Origin of the sequence: Pseudomonas sp. 57B-090624, from assembly GCF_003234055.1 — a bacterium.
Taxonomy (GTDB): domain Bacteria; phylum Pseudomonadota; class Gammaproteobacteria; order Pseudomonadales; family Pseudomonadaceae; genus Metapseudomonas; species Metapseudomonas tohonis.
In genome coordinates this window covers 21,267-37,596 of record NZ_QKRU01000044.1, presented here as the reverse complement: position 1 = coordinate 37,596, position 16,330 = coordinate 21,267, and the positions used below count along the sequence as shown (strand labels likewise).

Here is a 16,330-nt window from a genome sequence, read left to right as displayed (position 1 = left end):
CGGGATAGTTACAATCGCCCGGGTCCAATTTTCCGACCGGAGCCACCTTTGCCCGAGTCCGTCCTGCGTCTCCCGACCCTGCCCGCCGCCGCCGGCAAGCAACAATGGGGCAACCTCCCCGGTGCCGCCCTCAGCCTGGCGATCGCCGAAGCCGCCAGCGCCGCCCGGCGCTTCACCCTGCTGCTGACCGCCGACAGCCAGAGCGCCGAACGCCTGGAGCAGGAACTGAGCTTCTTCGCCCCGGACCTGCCGGTGCTGCACTTCCCGGACTGGGAAACGCTGCCCTACGACCTGTTCTCGCCGCACCAGGACATCATCTCCCAGCGTATCGCCAGCCTCTATCGCCTGCCGCAGCTGACCCACGGCGTGCTGGTGGTGCCCATCACCACCGCCCTGCACCGCCTGGCGCCAACGCGCTTCCTGCTGGGCTCCAGCCTGGTACTGGACGTCGGCCAGAAGCTCGACGTCGAGCAGATGCGCAGCCGCCTGGAGGCGGCCGGCTATCGCTGCGTGGACACCGTCTACGAACACGGCGAGTTCGCCGTGCGCGGTGCGCTGATCGACCTGTTCCCGATGGGCAGCGACGTGCCCTTCCGCATCGACCTGTTCGATGACGAGATCGAGACCCTGCGCACCTTCGACCCCGAGACCCAGCGCTCGGTGGACAAGGTGGAGTCGATCCGCCTGCTGCCGGCCCGCGAGTTCCCGCTGGACAAGAAGGCGGTGACCGACTTCCGCGGTCGCTTCCGCGAGCGCTTCGACGTGGACTTCCGCCGGTGCCCCATCTACCAGGACCTGGCCAGCGGCATCACCCCCGCCGGTATCGAGTACTACCTGCCGCTGTTCTTCGAGGACAGCGCCACCCTCTTCGACTACCTGCCGGCCGACACCCAGGTGTTCTCCCTGCCCGGCATCGAGCAGGCCGCCGAGCAGTTCTGGAACGACGTGCGCAACCGCTATGAAGAGCGCCGCGTCGACCCCGAGCGACCACTGGTGCCGCCCGCCGAGCTGTTCCTGCCGGTGGAGGACTGCTTCGCCCGGCTCAAGGGCTCGCCACGGGTCGTGGTCAGCCAGGAGGACTCGGGCACCGGCGTCGGTCGCGAACGCTTCCCGGCCCGCCCGCTGCCGGACCTGGCGATCCAGGCCAAGGCCAGCGAACCCCTGGCCGCCTTGCGCCGCTTCCTGGAAGAGTTCCCCGGCCGCGTGCTGTTCAGCGCCGAATCGGCCGGCCGCCGCGAAGTGCTGCTGGAGCTGCTCGCCCGTCTCAAGCTGCGCCCGCAGGAAGTGACCGGCTGGCCGGAATTCGTCGCCAGCAAGGAACTCCTCGCCATCACCATCGCGCCCCTGGACGAAGGCCTGCTGCTGGATGACCCGGGCCTGGCGCTGATCGCCGAGAGCCCGCTGTTCGGCCAGCGCGTGATGCAACGCCGCCGCCGCGACCGTCGGGGCGACGGTGGCGACAACGTCATCAAGAACCTCGCCGAACTGCGCGAAGGCGCGCCTGTGGTGCACATCGACCACGGCGTCGGCCGCTACCTGGGCCTGATCACCCTGGAGATCGAAGGCCAGTCCGCCGAATTCCTCGCCCTGCAGTACGCCGAGGAAGCCAAGCTCTACGTACCCGTGGCCAGCCTGCACCTGATCGCCCGCTATACCGGCAGCGACGATGCCCTCGCGCCACTGCACCGCCTGGGCTCGGAGGCCTGGCAGAAGGCCAAGCGCAAGGCCGCCGAACAGGTGCGCGACGTCGCCGCCGAACTGCTGGACATCTATGCCCGTCGTGCCGCCCGCGAAGGCTACGCCTTCAAGGACCCGATGGCGGACTACGCCACCTTCTCCGCCGGCTTCCCCTTCGAGGAGACGCCGGACCAGCAGACCGCCATCGACGCCGTACTGGCCGATATGCTGGCGCCCAAGCCGATGGATCGCCTGGTCTGCGGCGACGTCGGCTTCGGCAAGACCGAGGTGGCCATGCGCGCCGCCTTCGTCGCCGTGCACAGCGGCAAGCAGGTGGCGGTGCTGGTGCCTACCACCCTGCTCGCCCAGCAGCACTACAACAGCTTCCGCGACCGCTTCGCCGACTGGCCGGTAAAGGTCGAGGTGATGAGCCGCTTCAAGACCGCCAAGGAAGTGGAAGGCGCTGCGCAACAGTTGGCCGACGGCAAGGTGGACATCGTCATCGGTACCCACAAGCTGCTGCAGGACGACATCACCTTCAAGAACCTGGGCCTGGTGATCATCGACGAGGAACACCGCTTCGGCGTGCGCCAGAAGGAGCAGCTCAAGGCCCTGCGCAGCGAGGTGGACATCCTGACCCTCACCGCCACGCCGATCCCGCGCACCCTGAACATGGCCGTGGCCGGCATGCGCGACCTGTCGATCATCGCCACCCCGCCCGCGCGCCGCCTGTCGGTGCGTACCTTCGTCATGGAACAGCAGAACACGGTGATCAAGGAGGCGCTGCTGCGCGAGCTGCTGCGCGGCGGCCAGGTGTACTACCTGCACAACGAAGTGAAGAGCATCGAGAAGTGCGCCGCCGACCTGGCCGAACTGGTGCCCGAGGCGCGCATCGGTATCGGCCACGGGCAGATGCACGAGCGCGAGCTCGAACAGGTGATGAGCGACTTCTACCACAAGCGCTTCAACGTGCTGATCGCCTCGACCATCATCGAGACCGGCATCGACGTGCCCAGCGCCAACACCATCATCATCGAGCGCGCCGACAAGTTCGGCCTGGCCCAGCTGCACCAGCTGCGCGGCCGCGTCGGTCGCAGCCACCACCAGGCCTACGCCTACCTGCTCACCCCGCCACGCAAGCAGATGACCCCGGACGCCGAGAAGCGCCTGGAAGCCATCGCCAACGCCCAGGACCTGGGGGCCGGCTTCGTCCTGGCCACCCATGACCTGGAGATACGGGGCGCCGGCGAGCTGCTCGGCGACGGGCAGAGCGGGCAGATCCAGGCGGTGGGTTTCACCCTCTACATGGAAATGCTCGAGCGCGCGGTCAAGGCCATCCAGAAGGGCGAGCAGCCCAACCTGGAGCAACCGCTGGGCGGCGGACCGGAGATCAACCTGCGCCTGCCGGCGCTGATTCCCGAGGACTACCTCCCCGACGTGCACGCACGCCTGATCCTCTACAAGCGCATCGCCTCGGCCGCCGACGAGGACGGCCTGAAGGAACTGCAGGTGGAGATGATCGACCGCTTCGGCCTGCTGCCGGAACCGACCAAGAACCTGGTGCGTCTGACCCTGCTGAAGTTGCAGGCGGAGAAGCTCGGCATCAAGAAAGTCGACGCCGGCCCGCAAGGCGGTCGGATAGAATTCGCCGCCGACACCTGCGTCGATCCGCTGGTGCTGATCAAGCTGATCCAGGGCCAGCCCAAGCGCTACAAGTTCGAAGGCGCCACGCTGTTCCGCTTCCAGGTGCCGATGGAGCGCCCGGAAGAACGTTTCAATACACTCGAGGCGCTGTTCGAGCGCCTGACTCCGCAATCCGCTTAAAGGACCGATCCATGCGTGCGTTCCGTTACCTCGCCCTGATGCTTGCCCTGCTGGCCCCCAGCGCTTTTGCCGATGGGCTCTACCAGGTCGAGCTGATCCTGTTCCGCCAGTCGGGCGACGCCACCCCCGCCAGCCAGCCGGCCCCGGACGATTGGGCCAACGGCGCACAGAGCCTGGCCAGCGTCGGTGAGCGCGCCACCGCGCTGAATGGCGAGGCCGCCAAGCTCAACCCCGGCAATGGCTACCAGGTGCTGCTGCACAAGGCCTGGACGCAGAGCGTCGGCGCCAACCCCAGCCGCGTGGCCGTCAGCGCCGGTGACCAGCAGCTCGGCCACTTCCCGGTGGAAGGCACCGTGACCCTGTCCCAGGTGCGCTACACCGATGTCGCCGTCGACTTCTGGGTCAACCAGTTCGACGGGAGCGGCCTGCTCAGCGGCAGCGAACGCATCAAGCAGGGCACCCGCCTCAAGACCGGCGAGCTGACCTACCTCGATCACTCCAGCCTCGGCGTCCTGATCCGCGTCAGCCCGCTCTGACCGACGTGCTCACCCTGCTCGAACACCTGCGCCAGCACGACTGGCGGCAGGACTTCGACAGCGGCGCGCTGCAGCGTGGCACGGGCTATGCCCGCCAGCGCCTGGCGCGCCTGCGGGCCATGGACGAGACCCTGCTGCAGTCCAGCTGCGCCGGTTCTGGCGACAACTTCTACCATCAGAACATCCGCCTGGCCCCCCACGGCCTCGGCATCATCGGGCGCTGCAGCTGCCCGGTGGGCATCAACTGCAAGCACTGCGTCGCGGCCATCCTGCAAGTACTCGAGGAAGGCGCGCCCAGCCAGCGTCCGGAACGGCCCCTGTCGGCCGCCGAGACGCCAACGGTCAGGCGCGTGCTCAAGGACATCCAGCCGCGCCCGCTGCTGGCCCTCGGCAGCCTGGCGCAGAGCCTCTACGACCTGCGCAGCGGACGCATGGTCGGCAGCCAGCAGCATCGTGCCGGCCTGGCATTCGACTACGCCGGTATCAGCGCCCACGGCAAGAACGCCCGCCACAACGCGGTGAGCAAGCGCCAGGGCGAACTGTTGGAAGTCCAACGCCAGATCGCCACCGAAGAGGCCCTGCGCGAGCGCCTGCGCCAGCTCGGCTTCAAGGAATCACTGCGCCAGAGCCTCGCCCTGCCCAGTGACGTCTACGAACTCTTCGAGCTGCCCAGCGACAGCGCCTGGCAGCGTTTCATGAACAAGGGCCTGGCGGAGCTGCGCGCCGAGGGCTGGGAGGTGGACATCCGCTCCGGCTTCCACTTCGACCTGTCCAGTGTCGAGCGCTGGTATGCCGAGGTGGACGAAGTCCCGGGCCAGCATTGGTTCGACCTGGAGCTGGGCATCGTCGTCGAAGGCCAGCGCATCAGCCTGCTGCCCATCCTCCTGCGCCTGATCCAGCAGAACCCCAAGCTGCTCAGCCCGAAGAACCTGGAAAAGCGGCGCGACGACGAGCAATTGCGCCTGCAGCTGGACACCCTGGGCGCCAGCACCGGCCGCCCCCTGCAGGTCGCCCTGCCCTTCGGACGCCTGAAGCCGCTGCTGGCCACCCTGGGCGAGCTTTACCTGCGAGATCGGCCGGAAGGCCGCAGCCTGCGCCTCGCCCTGCCCGATGCCGCACGCCTGGGACAACTGGACGAACTGCAACTGGAATGGCAGGGCGGCGAGCGCCTGCGCCGCTTCGCCGAACGCCTGCGTGACAGCCGGCAGACCCGCCACGAGGCCCCTGCCGGCCTGCAGGCGGACCTGCGCACCTATCAGCTGCAAGGCCTCGCCTGGCTGCAGAGCCTGCGCGAACTGGGCGCGGGCGGCGTGCTGGGTGACGACATGGGCCTGGGCAAGACCCTGCAGACCCTGGCCCACCTGCTCACCGAGAAGAACGCCGGCCGTCTCGACCGTCCGGCGCTGGTGGTGGTGCCCACCAGCCTGATCCCCAATTGGCAGGACGAGGCCGCGCGCTTCGCCCCCGGCCTGCGGGTGCTGGCGCTGCATGGCCCGAACCGCAAGAAGGATTTCGCACGCCTGGGCGAGTTCGACCTGCTGCTCACCACCTATGCCCTGCTACCACGCGACCTCGCGACCTGGAAGGCGCAGCCCCTGCACCTGGTGGTGCTGGACGAGGCGCAGAACATCAAGACGCCCACCAGCAAGGCCGCCCAGGCCGTACGCCAGCTGGAGGCGCGACAACGCCTGTGCCTCTCCGGCACGCCGCTGGAGAATCACCTGGGCGAGCTCTGGTCGCTGTTCCATTTCCTCATGCCCGGCTGGCTGGGAGACGCCAAGCAGTTCGCGCGCGACTACCGCACCCCGATCGAGAAGCGCGGCGACAACGAGCGCCTGGCCCACCTCAATGGCCGCATCCGCCCCTTCCTGCTGCGCCGGACCAAGGAATCGGTGGCCACCGAACTGCCCGCCAAGACCGAGATCGTCCAGCGCGTGGAGCTCAGCGAAGGGCAGCGTGATCTCTACGAGACGGTGCGCCTGGCGATGGACCGGAAGGTCCGCGCGGAAATCCAGGACAAGGGCATGGCGCGCAGCCAGATGGTGATCCTCGAGGCACTGCTGAAGCTGCGCCAGACCTGCTGCGACCTGCGCCTGGTGGAGCACGAGCGCACCCGGCCTCTGCGCGGCAGTACCTCGGGCAAGCTGGACAGTCTGATGGAGATGCTGGTGGAGCTGTTCGCGGAGGGGCGCAAGGTGCTGCTCTTCTCGCAGTTCACCAGCATGCTGGAGCTGATCGAGGCCGAACTGCAGCAGCGCGGCATCGAGTACCTGATCCTCACGGGCGACACCCGTGATCGGCGCACCCCCGTGAAGCGCTTCCAGGCCGGGGAAGTGCCGCTGTTCCTGATCAGCCTGAAGGCGGGTGGCACGGGCCTGAATCTAACCGCCGCCGACACGGTGATCCACTATGACCCCTGGTGGAACCCGGCCGCCGAGCGCCAGGCCACCGACCGCGCCTACCGCATCGGCCAGGACAAGCCGGTGTTCGTCTACAAGCTGATCGCCCGGGGCACGGTGGAAGAGAAGATCCAGCAACTGCAGCAGCGCAAGGCGCTGCTCGCCGAGGGCATCCTCGGGCAGAGCGAGGGCGCGGACTGGCAATTGCGCGAAGAGGACCTCGACGCCCTCTTCGCGCCCCTGCCGACGGCCTGAAGGCCGCTCAGGCCTTGAACAGGCGGACGAGGACTTCGCGCACCTTGCCGATGCCGTCGGCCAGGGCGGCCTCGATCTCGGCCATGGTGATGATGCCGCTGGACTTGCCGGCAGCCGGATTGACCACCAGCGAGATGCAGGCGTAGGGCAGGTCCAGCTCACGGGCGAGCACGGCTTCGGGCATGCCGGTCATCCCGACCAGATCACAGCCGTCGCGCTCCATGCGGGCGATCTCGGCGACTGTCTCCAGGCGCGGGCCCTGGGTGCAGCCATACACGCCGTGATCGCTGTGCGCGTGCCCGGTGGCGGCAAGTGCGGTGAGCAGCTTCTGCCGCAGCGCCTCGTCGTAGGGATGACTGAAATCGATGTGGGTCACATGGTCCAGCTCGCCTTCGAAGAAGGTGTCGGTGCGACCGTGGGTGTAGTCGATCAACTGGTGCGGCACCACGAGGTGCCCGGTGCCCATGGCGGCATTGATACCGCCCACCGCATTGACCGCGACCACCGCCTGGGCGCCAGCCTGCTTGAGCGCCCAGAGATTGGCGCGGTAGTTGACCTGGTGCGGAGGAATGCGGTGCGGGTGGCCATGGCGGGCGAGGAACAGCAGGTCGCGGCCGGCGTAATCGCCCTGGACGATCCCCGCCGAAGGCGCACCGTAGGGCGTCTCGGGGTTGAGCAGCGCCTTCATGGTCAGGCCCTCGAGCTGGGTAAGGCCGGTACCACCGATAATCGCGTAAACGGTCATTTCGCTTCCTTCAGTCGATCAGCTGGGCTTCGCGCAGGGCGGCGATCGCCGTTTGCCAACGCGGGTCTTGACGGTATTCGGTGCCCGGGAAAGCACGGCGGCGCATGCGCGCGAGCTGCGCAGGCGGCGTCACCCCGAGACGCTGCAAGCGCGACAGGGCCAGCTCGGCGGCAGCACGGTCGTTGCACACCAGGCCCATGTCGCAGCCTGCGCTCAGCGCGGCCTCGATGCGCTCGGCGGCGTCACCCACCACGTGGGCGCCGGCCATCGACAGGTCGTCGCTGAAGATCACCCCGGTGTACTTCAGCTCGCCACGCAGGATGTCCTGCAGCCAACGGCGCGAGAAACCGGCGGGCTGGGCATCGACCTGGGGGTAGATGACGTGGGCGGGCATCATGCCGTCCAGCTCGGGGGCCAGGCGGGTGAAGGGCACCAGGTCCGCGGCGCGGATCTGCTCCAGGCTGCGCTCATCCGTGGGAATGGCGACGTGGGAGTCGGCTTCCGCCCAGCCATGGCCGGGGAAGTGCTTGCCGGTGGCCGCCATGCCGGCAGCACGCAGCCCCTTGATGAAGGCACCGGCCAGGTCGGTGGCGCGCTGCGGATCGCCCTCGAAGGCACGGCTGCCGACCACGGCGCTGCGCTGGTGATCGAGATCGAGCACCGGGGCGAAGCTGATGTCCAGCCCAACGGCCAGGACTTCGGTCGCCATGAGCCAGCCGCACTGCCGGGCCAGCGCTTCGGCATTGGCGTTGTCGGCCAGCGCACGCATGGCCGGCAGGCGCACGAACCCCTGGCGCAGACGCTGCACACGCCCGCCTTCCTGGTCGACGGCGAGAATGAGGTCCGGGCGCAGGGCGCGGATGGAAGCGCAGAGTTCGCGCACCTGGCGCGGGTCCTCGATATTGCGCGCGAAGATGATCAGGCCGGCCACTTCCGGTTGCCGCAGGATCTGGCGATCCTCAGCGGTCAGCCAGGTGCCGCCGATGTCCAGCATCAGGGAGCCTTGCATGGGATTCCTCAGGAGAGTTCTGCCGCGGCCCAGTCAGGCCGGGGCGCTTCATCGATCCGCACCGCACAATGGACGGGAACGCGGGGAAAGAGTTCAAGCAGGTCGGCATTGCGCAGGCGCACGCAGCCATGGGACAGCGGTACGCCCATGGGTTCGGTGTCCGGCGTGCCGTGCAGGTAGATGTAGCGACGCATGGTGTCGACCTTGCCCAGGCGGTTGCGCCCGGGCTCGCAACCACTCAGCCAGAGGATGCGGCTGAGTATCCAGTCGCGACCGGGGAACTGCGCGTGCAACTCGGGAGTCCAGGTCTCGCCGGTCCAGCGACGGCCTCGCAGCACGGCGCCTTGAGGCAGTCCCTCGCCGATCTTCGCGCGCACCTGATGAAGGCCGCGAGGCGTGCGATTGGAGCCACTCAGCTCACCGGCGCCGTTCAGCGCGGTGGAAACGGGAAGACGCAACACCAGGCGCTCTCCGGCAAAGCCGTAGAGGCACTGGTCAGCGATGGAAACGTGGAGAAGATCGAGGTCGGGCATGGGGCGCTAGCTTAGCCGATCCCCCTGCCCTCGCCCACCGGGATCAGGCCTTGGCAGGCGTACTCGGGGACTTGCTGCGCGGCTTCAGGACCGCTTTTGAAAGGGTCTCGTCGGACAGCCCGGTTTCGGCGCGCATGCCGGCGGCCAGGAAGGGCACCATCAGGCGCATGACCTGTTCGATGGAGGTGTTCACGCCGAAATCGGTCTCGGCCATCGCGCGCAGCGCCTTGATGCCGGACATGCTGAACGCGGCGGCACCGAGCATGAAGTGCACACGCCAGAAAAGCTCAAGCGGCGGCACCTTGGGCGCCGACTCGTTGACCAGCAGCATGTAACGGCGGAAGACCTTGCCGTACACCTCTTCCAGGTATTTGCGCAGGTGGCCCTGGCTCTGACTGAACGCCAGCCCCAGCAGGCGCATGAAGATGGACAGGTCATTGCCGCTGCGTGGCTTCACCGCCAGCGCCTGTTCCACCAGCATCTCCAGCAGCTCTTCGAGAGTCGCGCGCGCCTCGCTCTTCGCCTGCCGGCGATCGAGCTCACGCTCCAGGCTCTGACAGAAAGGCCCGAGGAAGCGCGAGAACACCGCCTGGATCAGCGCCTTCTTCGAGCCGAAGTGATAATTCACAGCAGCCAGGTTCACACCCGCCTTGCTGGTGATCAAACGCAACGAAGTCTCGGCGAAGCCCTTCTCCGCGAACAGCTGTTCCGCAGCATCAAGAATGCGTTCGACGGTTTCCGACTGGGCCATGGCTCCTCCGCCTGACAAACACTTGTTTGAAACATACGTTTCAAGCCGCTGGCTTGTCAAGTCGCGCACACCATCTTCTGACGCCCCGGTCACGGCTCGCAGGCGACATATTCACGCAAGACGACAGGCAAGTCACTAGAGCCACAAGGCACACGGCGAGAGGATGCAGAGAAGACTTGTTGCCAAGCCATGATCACTGTATATAATCCCAGTCACTGTATAAAAAAACAGAGCGCCGACATGCTGAAACTCACGCCCCGCCAAGCCGAGATCCTCGCGTTCATCAAGCGCTGCATCGAAGACAACGGCTATCCGCCCACCCGTGCGGAGATCGCCCAGGAACTGGGCTTCAAGTCACCCAATGCTGCCGAAGAGCACCTCAAGGCGCTGGCCCGCAAGGGTGCGATCGAGATGACTCCCGGCGCCTCCCGTGGCATCCGCATCCCCGGCTTCGAGCCCAGCACCGAGGAAGACGGCCTGCCGATCATCGGTCGCGTAGCTGCCGGCGCTCCCATACTTGCCCAGCAGAACATCGAAGAATCCTGCCGGATCAACCCGGAGTTCTTCCATCCCCGCGCCGACTACCTGCTGCGCGTGAGCGGCATGAGCATGAAGGATGTCGGCATCCACGATGGGGACCTGCTCGCCGTCCATACCACCCGCGAGGCCCGCAACGGCCAGATCGTGGTAGCCCGCCTGGATGACGAGGTCACCGTCAAGCGTTTCAAACGCGAGGGCAACAAGGTCTGGCTGATCGCCGAGAACCCGGATTTCGCACCGATCGAGGTGGACCTTCAGGAGCGGGATCTGGTCATCGAAGGCTTGAGCGTCGGCGTCATCCGCCGCTAACAGGAGGCGTCATGCAGTTTCCGCAATCGTTTGGCCGAACCCAACTACCGCTTTTCCATGACGCCATAGTCGCCAGCCCGGCGCCACTTGCACTGGAGCTCGACGAGCACTGGGAAGAGGAACCCGAAGCCTTCAGCGAGCTGTCGCTGAGCGGCGCTGCCGGGCATTGCCGCCACCTGCTAGCCCCCATCCTTCGCCAACTCAGCCAGGAGCAGGATGCCCGCTGGCTGACATTGATCGGCGCGCCCGCCAGCCTTACCCAGGGCTGGTTGCGGGACGCCGGGCTGAATCGCGAGCGCATCCTGCTCCTTGAGCCCCGGGGAGAGCGCAGTGCGCTGGAGTTGACATGCGAAGCCCTTCGATTAGGCCGTAGCCACACCGTAGTCAGCTGGCTGCGTCTGAACCGGACGGAGAAACAGGCACTCGCCCAGGCGGCACGCCAGGGTGGAGCGCAAAGCCTAAACATCCGACTGGGATAGGAATCGCGCTCACGACCGGAATACGGCCGCAATGGATTGGTAACAGTCGAGGGGAATAATCGGTTCCGAAGGAGCCGACCAAGCACCCATCAATGCAGGACGCGCGGACCTTCGTCGTGATCCACTTCACCTTCAGCCAGACGACCGGCCATCTGCACGCCCACGTTGAGCATGGCCTTGGCGACTTCCAGGTGATGCCCTTGCAGGAACGCCTTGGCGTCGGAAGAGAAGTCCAGCGTAACCAACGCCTCCTCGTCTTCCGCGCGGCGCAGGATGATGCGGCCGTCGGGCAGCTCGACTATTTCCAGAAAGGACGTTGGCATGGGGTCATCTCTCCACTAAAGGCGGGCATTGTACCAGCCGGCTGACGGGCCGCCCTAGCCCATCGATCTACTCAGCACTCCGACAGCCCCTCACGGAAGCGCAACGCCAGTGCCTTCAAGTTCTGCCGCCACTCTTCCAGGGTCACCCCGGACAGAGGCGTCGGCTCGTCATCCACACTTACAGCCTGGATCAGCGGCATCGTCGGGTCGACCTTCGCCTTTTTCGGCGCCTGGGGCGGCAGGAATAGTGCAGCGTGCGCAGCCAGCAGTTCGGCCAGCCAGGTTTCAGGCTGTTGGGCCAGTTCGACCAGCTCGGACAACTCGGGGCTCGGCGCAGCGGCGAGCACATCAGCGGTCAACAGCAATTCCGGGCGCGGCGCGGCGGCCTGGGGCAACCGGTAGAACCCGGCGATCTCGTGGCAGAGACCGAGCAAAGCACCATGCAGATGGAACAGGGCCGCTTCGCGCTCTGCCTGAACCAGCGCCTGGGCATTCATCGCCCGCCCTTCCTCAGCCTTGCGCAAGGATTCCAGGGCCAGGCCGGCGAAGTAGAGTTTCTGGTTCGTGCGGGTATAGAGCTCATGCGCCATGACGGCCACTCCTGCTGGATCAGATCGGTAGTATGCGCGCCCACCCGGGCAGGCGCGCAACCGCCAATCAGCGCTTGTCTTCGACCTTCCACTTGCCGCCGTCGAAGAAGGCACGCCAGCCGGTCGGCTTGCCGTCAACTTCGGACTGCACGTACTGCTCCTTGGTCTTGCGACTGAAACGAATGACCGCCGGACGGCCATCAGGATCCTTGGCCGGCGCACTGAGCAGGAAGTGGTACTTGGGATCGAGCTCTTCCTTGTGCGGAATCAGTTCCAACACCAGAGGCGCTCGCGTCTCGCGGTTCTTCGGGAACTGGCTGGCTGCCAGGAACAGGCCCGAAGCGCCATCGCGCAGCACGTAGGTGTCATCCACCTTCTCGCACTTGAGCTCGGGCATCTTGATCGGGTCGATCTTTGGCGGCGCAGCCTCGCCATTCTTGAGCAGCTTGCGGGTGTTCTTGCAGCTGGGGTTGGTGCATCCGAAGAACTTGCCGAAACGACCGGTCTTCAGCTGCATCTCGCTGCCGCACTTGTCGCACTCGAGGCTCGGGCCTTCATAGCCCTTGATGCGGTACTGGCCCTGCTCGATCTCGTAGCCCGCGCAATCGGGGTTGTTGCCGCAGATATGCAGCTTGCGGGTCTCGTCCAGCAGGTAGGCATCCATAGCGGTACTGCAGATCGGGCAGCGATGCTTGCCACGCAGCACGCGGGACTCGGACTCGCCCTCGTCGTCCGCAGCGATCTCGTCACCCGGCACCAGGTTGATCGTGGCCTTGCAGCGCTCCTTGGGCGGGAGGCTGTAGCCCGAGCAACCCAGGAACACGCCGGTGGAGGCGGTACGGATCATCATCGGCCGGCCGCACTCGCGGCAGGCGATGTCGGTCAGGGTCGGCTGGTTGGCGCGCATGCCGCTGTCAGCGACTTCGGCCACTTCCAGCTTCTTCTTGAAGTCGCCGTAGAACTCGTCAAGCAGGTTCTTCCAGTCGCGCTCTCCCTGGGCCACATCGTCCAGGTTCTCTTCCATGCCGGCGGTGAAGCCATAGTCCATCAGGTTCGAGAAGCTCTCGTTCAGACGCTCGGTGACGATGTCACCCATCTTCTCGGAGTAGAAGCGACGGTTATGCACCGTCACATAGCCCCGCTCCTGAATCGTGGAAATGATCGCAGCATAGGTGGATGGGCGGCCAATACCCCGCTTTTCCAGCTCCTTGACCAGGCTGGCCTCGGAGAAACGTGCCGGCGGCTTGGTGAAGTGCTGGCTGGGATCGAGCTTGATCAGCTTGAGCGCCTCGCCTTCCTTCATGTCGGGCAGTACGTCGTCTTCACCCGGCTTGCTCTGTTGCGGCAGCACACGGGTGTAGCCGTCGAACTTGAGGATGCGGCCCTTGGCGCGCAGCTCGAAGTTGCCGGCCGCCACGCTGACGCTGGTGGACAGGTACTCGGCCGGCGGCATCTGGCAGGCCACGAACTGGCGCCAGATCAAGTCGTACAGGCGCTCGGCATCGCGTTCCATGCCCGACAGCTGGGTCGGCTTGAGATTGACGTCCGAGGGGCGGATGGCCTCGTGGGCCTCCTGGGCGCCTTCCTTGCTCGAATAGAAATTCGGCTTGGCCGGCAGGTACTTCTCACCGAACTCGCCTTCGATGAAGCCGCGCACCATGGTGATGGCATCGGCAGAGAGGTTGGTCGAGTCGGTACGCATATAGGTGATGTAGCCCGCCTCGTAGAGACGCTGGGCCATCATCATGGTCTTCTTCACCCCGAAGCCCAGGCGGTTGCTCGCCGCCTGTTGCAGGGTGGAGGTGATGAAAGGCGCAGAAGGACGGCTGGAGGTCGGCTTGTCTTCGCGCTTCTGCACGCTGTAGCTGGAGGACTTGAGCTGCTCCAGCGCGGCCATGGCCTGGGCTTCGTTCAGCGGCTTGAAGGCCGCGCCATTCTCCTTGGCCACCTCGAAGCGCACGTTGGCACCCTTGGCAGTGCCCAGGTCGGCGTGGACTTCCCAGTACTCCTCGGGCACGAAGGCACGGATCTCACGCTCACGCTCGACCACAAGCTTCACAGCGACCGACTGCACGCGACCGGCGGACAGGCCGCGGGCGATCTTCTGCCACAACAGCGGCGAGACCATGTAACCCACGACACGGTCCAGGAAGCGGCGCGCCTGCTGGGCATTGACGCGGTTGATATCCAGCTCGCCGGGCTGGGAGAAGGCCTCCTGGATGGCCTTCTTGGTGATTTCGTTGAACACCACGCGCTTGTAGCGGCTGTCATCACCACCGATGGATTCCCGCAGGTGCCAGGCGATGGCCTCCCCTTCGCGGTCCAAGTCGGTTGCGAGATAGATGGTGTCGGCATCCTTGGCCAGTCGGCGCAGTTCCTCGATCACCTTCTCCTTGCCGGGAAGGATCTCGTACTTCGCCTTCCAGCCGTGCTCGGGGTCGACGCCCATGCGGGTGAACAGCTGGCGCTTGGCCTTTTCCTTGGGCGATAGCGCCGGAGCCTCGGACGCGGCCGCCTTGCCGCGCTTCACCGGTTCCTTGCTGGCACTGGCCGAACCGCTGGTAGGCAGGTCACGGATATGGCCGATGCTCGACTTCACCACGTACTGGTTGCCCAGGTACTTGTTGATGGTCTTGGCCTTGGCCGGGGATTCCACGATGACCAGCGATTTGCCCATGGATCGGAAATTTCCTGAATTCGATAAATGAAAGGCGGGACCGCCTGACGCGGCACCGCTATATATAGTGGCGAACGAGACGAGGTCAAGCTTGCCCGCCGCCCCGGGACACCTCAGCGACGCGGAAAGAGATCTGACTCGGCAGTCACCAAAGCGAAGCGGGCGATCTGCTCGCCATCCACCTCGACCGTCTCGGTGAACATGCTCAGCGGGCGGACCCAGAGGCCGTGCTCGCCGTACAGAGCCTGATAGACCACCAGCTCTTCTTCGGTCTCGGAATGGCGCGCCGTACCGATCACGCGGTACTGCTGCCCTTTGTAGTGACGATAGAGTCCAGGTTGCAGGCTCATGTTCCCCTCGTGTCCATCTATGGTCCGGTTCGCGAAGGGTGCGCATGGTGCCCACTCGCGCGCCCGCTGGCCAGCCCCGTTGACGAAATAAGCCCCATGAAAGCAAAAAACCGGGGCACCCAGGCCCCGGTCTTTTCCATCAGCGGACGCTTAGACGCGTTCGAAGACGGTGGTGATGCCCTGGCCGAGACCCACGCACATGGTGGACACGCCCAGGGTACCGCCGTTCTGCTTCATCACGTTCAGCAGGGTGCCGGAGATACGTGCACCGGAGCAGCCGAAGGGGTGACCCAGAGCGATGGCGCCGCCGTGCAGGTTGACCTTCTGCTCCATCTTGTCGAGGAGCTTCAGGTCCTTCAGCACGGGCAGTGCCTGAGCGGCGAAGGCTTCGTTGAGCTCGACGAAGTCGATATCGTCCATGGTCAGGCCGGCGCGCTTGAGCGCCTTCTGAGTGGACGGCACCGGGCCGTAGCCCATGATCGCCGGGTCGACACCCGCGACCGCCATGGCACGCACCACAGCCATCGGCTGGATGCCGAGATCCTGGGCGCGCTGGGCGCTCATCACGATCATGCAGGAGGCGCCGTCGGTGATCTGCGAGGAAGTACCTGCAGTCACGGTGCCGCCTTTCGGGTTGAACGCAGGCTTCAGGGCGGCCAGGCTTTCGATGGTGGTCTCCGGACGGATGGTCTCGTCGAAGTCGAATACCTTCAGGAAGCCGTTCTCGTCGTAGCCTTGCATCGGGATGATTTCATCCTTGAACTTGCCTTCGACGGTAGCCTTGTGTGCCAGGCGGTGGGAACGCTCACCGAAGGCGTCCTGCTGCTCGCGGCTGATACCGTGCATCTTGCCCAGCATCTCGGCGGTCAGGCCCATCATGCCCGAGGCCTTGGCGGCGTACAGGGACAGGTGCGGGTTCGGATCGACGCCGTGCATCATGCCGACGTGGCCCATGTGCTCCACACCACCGACGACGAAAACGTCGCCGTTGCCGGTCTGGATGGCCTGCACGGCAGTGTGCAGGGCGCTCATGGAGGAACCGCACAGGCGGCTGACGGTCTGGCCGGCGCTGGTGTGCGGGATCTGGGTCATCAGCGACGCCATGCGTGCGATGTTCCAGCCTTGCTCCAGGGTCTGGTTCACGCAGCCCCAGATCACGTCTTCGACTTCAGCCGGGTCCAGCTTGGTGTTGCGGGCCAGGACGCCGCTGATCAGTTGTGCCGACATGGTCTCGGCACGGGTATTGCGGTGCATGCCGCCTTTGGAACGACCCATCGGGGTACGGCCGAAGTCGACAATGACTGCATCTCTAGGATTCAGGCTCATATTTCTA

Annotated in this window: 14 protein-coding genes; 5 read left to right on the top strand and 9 right to left on the bottom strand. The window is 65.8% G+C overall.

Annotation, left to right across the window (positions count from 1 at the left end; all coding sequences use genetic code 11):
• Window positions 1-48 precede the first annotated feature (48 nt).
• From mfd to DMX10_RS20275, 3 genes are read left to right on the top strand one after another with little or no spacing between them, the layout of a single operon-like run.
• Window positions 49-3,501, top strand: coding sequence for a transcription-repair coupling factor (gene mfd / locus DMX10_RS20285; protein WP_111262754.1), 3,453 nt, complete (start codon window positions 49-51; stop codon window positions 3,499-3,501).
• A gap of 11 nt (window positions 3,502-3,512) precedes the next feature.
• Window positions 3,513-4,037, top strand: a complete 525-nt coding sequence (locus tag DMX10_RS20280) for a CsiV family protein (RefSeq protein ID WP_111262753.1) — start codon at window positions 3,513-3,515, stop codon at window positions 4,035-4,037.
• A gap of 5 nt (window positions 4,038-4,042) precedes the next feature.
• Complete coding sequence (locus DMX10_RS20275; RefSeq protein ID WP_371921712.1) at window positions 4,043-6,691, top strand: DEAD/DEAH box helicase; 2,649 nt, start codon at window positions 4,043-4,045, stop codon at window positions 6,689-6,691.
• Between the two features lie 7 nt (window positions 6,692-6,698).
• Here the strand turns inward: DMX10_RS20275 and DMX10_RS20270 are convergent, their stop codons facing one another.
• Genes DMX10_RS20270 through DMX10_RS20255 form a run of 4 tightly spaced genes read right to left on the bottom strand, consistent with a single transcriptional unit; the run spans window position 6,699 to window position 9,729 of the window.
• Window positions 6,699-7,436: an S-methyl-5'-thioinosine phosphorylase gene (locus DMX10_RS20270; RefSeq protein ID WP_111262752.1), complete on the bottom strand. Its 738-nt coding sequence runs from the start codon at window positions 7,434-7,436 to the stop codon at window positions 6,699-6,701.
• Window positions 7,437-7,446: 10 nt separating this feature from the next.
• Entirely contained in the window at window positions 7,447-8,445 is a 999-nt protein-coding gene (gene nagZ, locus DMX10_RS20265) for a beta-N-acetylhexosaminidase (RefSeq protein ID WP_111262751.1), read from the bottom strand.
• A gap of 8 nt (window positions 8,446-8,453) precedes the next feature.
• Entirely contained in the window at window positions 8,454-8,978 is a 525-nt protein-coding gene (locus tag DMX10_RS20260) for a L,D-transpeptidase (protein WP_111262750.1), read from the bottom strand.
• 43 nt (window positions 8,979-9,021) lie between these two features.
• Entirely contained in the window at window positions 9,022-9,729 is a 708-nt protein-coding gene (locus tag DMX10_RS20255; protein ID WP_111262749.1) for a TetR/AcrR family transcriptional regulator, read from the bottom strand.
• A 240-nt stretch (window positions 9,730-9,969) separates the two neighbouring features.
• On the opposite strand from DMX10_RS20255, the gene lexA reads away from it, so the two are divergent.
• Window positions 9,970-10,578 carry a transcriptional repressor LexA gene (lexA, locus tag DMX10_RS20250; RefSeq protein WP_111262748.1) on the top strand — a complete coding sequence of 203 codons (609 nt, stop codon included), beginning with the start codon at window positions 9,970-9,972 and terminating at the stop codon, window positions 10,576-10,578.
• 11 nt (window positions 10,579-10,589) lie between these two features.
• Window positions 10,590-11,057: an SOS-induced cell division inhibitor SulA gene (sulA, locus tag DMX10_RS20245; protein ID WP_111262747.1), complete on the top strand. Its 468-nt coding sequence runs from the start codon at window positions 10,590-10,592 to the stop codon at window positions 11,055-11,057.
• A gap of 89 nt (window positions 11,058-11,146) precedes the next feature.
• Here the strand turns inward: sulA and DMX10_RS20240 are convergent, their stop codons facing one another.
• The 5 genes from DMX10_RS20240 to fadA all read right to left on the bottom strand — a co-directional run bounded on the left by DMX10_RS20240 (window position 11,147) and on the right by fadA (window position 16,323).
• Window positions 11,147-11,380, bottom strand: coding sequence for a hypothetical protein (locus DMX10_RS20240; RefSeq protein WP_111262746.1), 234 nt, complete (start codon window positions 11,378-11,380; stop codon window positions 11,147-11,149).
• 71 nt (window positions 11,381-11,451) lie between these two features.
• A complete protein-coding gene (locus DMX10_RS20235) occupies window positions 11,452-11,970 on the bottom strand; it encodes a DUF6586 family protein (protein ID WP_111262745.1) in 519 nt (172 codons plus the stop codon).
• 67 nt (window positions 11,971-12,037) lie between these two features.
• Window positions 12,038-14,647, bottom strand: a complete 2,610-nt coding sequence (topA, locus tag DMX10_RS20230; protein WP_111262744.1) for a type I DNA topoisomerase — start codon at window positions 14,645-14,647, stop codon at window positions 12,038-12,040.
• Window positions 14,648-14,760: 113 nt separating this feature from the next.
• Window positions 14,761-14,997 carry a DUF1653 domain-containing protein gene (locus DMX10_RS20225; protein WP_111262743.1) on the bottom strand — a complete coding sequence of 79 codons (237 nt, stop codon included), beginning with the start codon at window positions 14,995-14,997 and terminating at the stop codon, window positions 14,761-14,763.
• A gap of 150 nt (window positions 14,998-15,147) precedes the next feature.
• Complete coding sequence (gene fadA / locus DMX10_RS20220) at window positions 15,148-16,323, bottom strand: acetyl-CoA C-acyltransferase FadA (protein ID WP_111262742.1); 1,176 nt, start codon at window positions 16,321-16,323, stop codon at window positions 15,148-15,150.
• Between the last annotated feature and the right edge of the window lie 7 nt (window positions 16,324-16,330).

What these genes read in the sequence shown, in the direction of transcription:
- DMX10_RS20280 (WP_111262753.1), top strand. Translation starts at nt 3,513, where the DNA reads ATGCGTGCGTTCCGTTACCTCGCCCTGATGCTTGCCCTGCTGGCCCCC.
- DMX10_RS20270 (WP_111262752.1), bottom strand. Translation starts at nt 7,436, where the DNA reads ATGACCGTTTACGCGATTATCGGTGGTACCGGCCTTACCCAGCTCGAG.
- nagZ (WP_111262751.1), bottom strand. Translation starts at nt 8,445, where the DNA reads ATGCAAGGCTCCCTGATGCTGGACATCGGCGGCACCTGGCTGACCGCT.
- DMX10_RS20260 (WP_111262750.1), bottom strand. Translation starts at nt 8,978, where the DNA reads ATGCCCGACCTCGATCTTCTCCACGTTTCCATCGCTGACCAGTGCCTC.
- DMX10_RS20255 (WP_111262749.1), bottom strand. Translation starts at nt 9,729, where the DNA reads ATGGCCCAGTCGGAAACCGTCGAACGCATTCTTGATGCTGCGGAACAG.
- lexA (WP_111262748.1), top strand. Translation starts at nt 9,970, where the DNA reads ATGCTGAAACTCACGCCCCGCCAAGCCGAGATCCTCGCGTTCATCAAG.
- sulA (WP_111262747.1), top strand. Translation starts at nt 10,590, where the DNA reads ATGCAGTTTCCGCAATCGTTTGGCCGAACCCAACTACCGCTTTTCCAT.
- DMX10_RS20240 (WP_111262746.1), bottom strand. Translation starts at nt 11,380, where the DNA reads ATGCCAACGTCCTTTCTGGAAATAGTCGAGCTGCCCGACGGCCGCATC.
- DMX10_RS20235 (WP_111262745.1), bottom strand. Translation starts at nt 11,970, where the DNA reads ATGGCGCATGAGCTCTATACCCGCACGAACCAGAAACTCTACTTCGCC.
- topA (WP_111262744.1), bottom strand. Translation starts at nt 14,647, where the DNA reads ATGGGCAAATCGCTGGTCATCGTGGAATCCCCGGCCAAGGCCAAGACC.
- DMX10_RS20225 (WP_111262743.1), bottom strand. Translation starts at nt 14,997, where the DNA reads ATGAGCCTGCAACCTGGACTCTATCGTCACTACAAAGGGCAGCAGTAC.
- fadA (WP_111262742.1), bottom strand. Translation starts at nt 16,323, where the DNA reads ATGAGCCTGAATCCTAGAGATGCAGTCATTGTCGACTTCGGCCGTACC.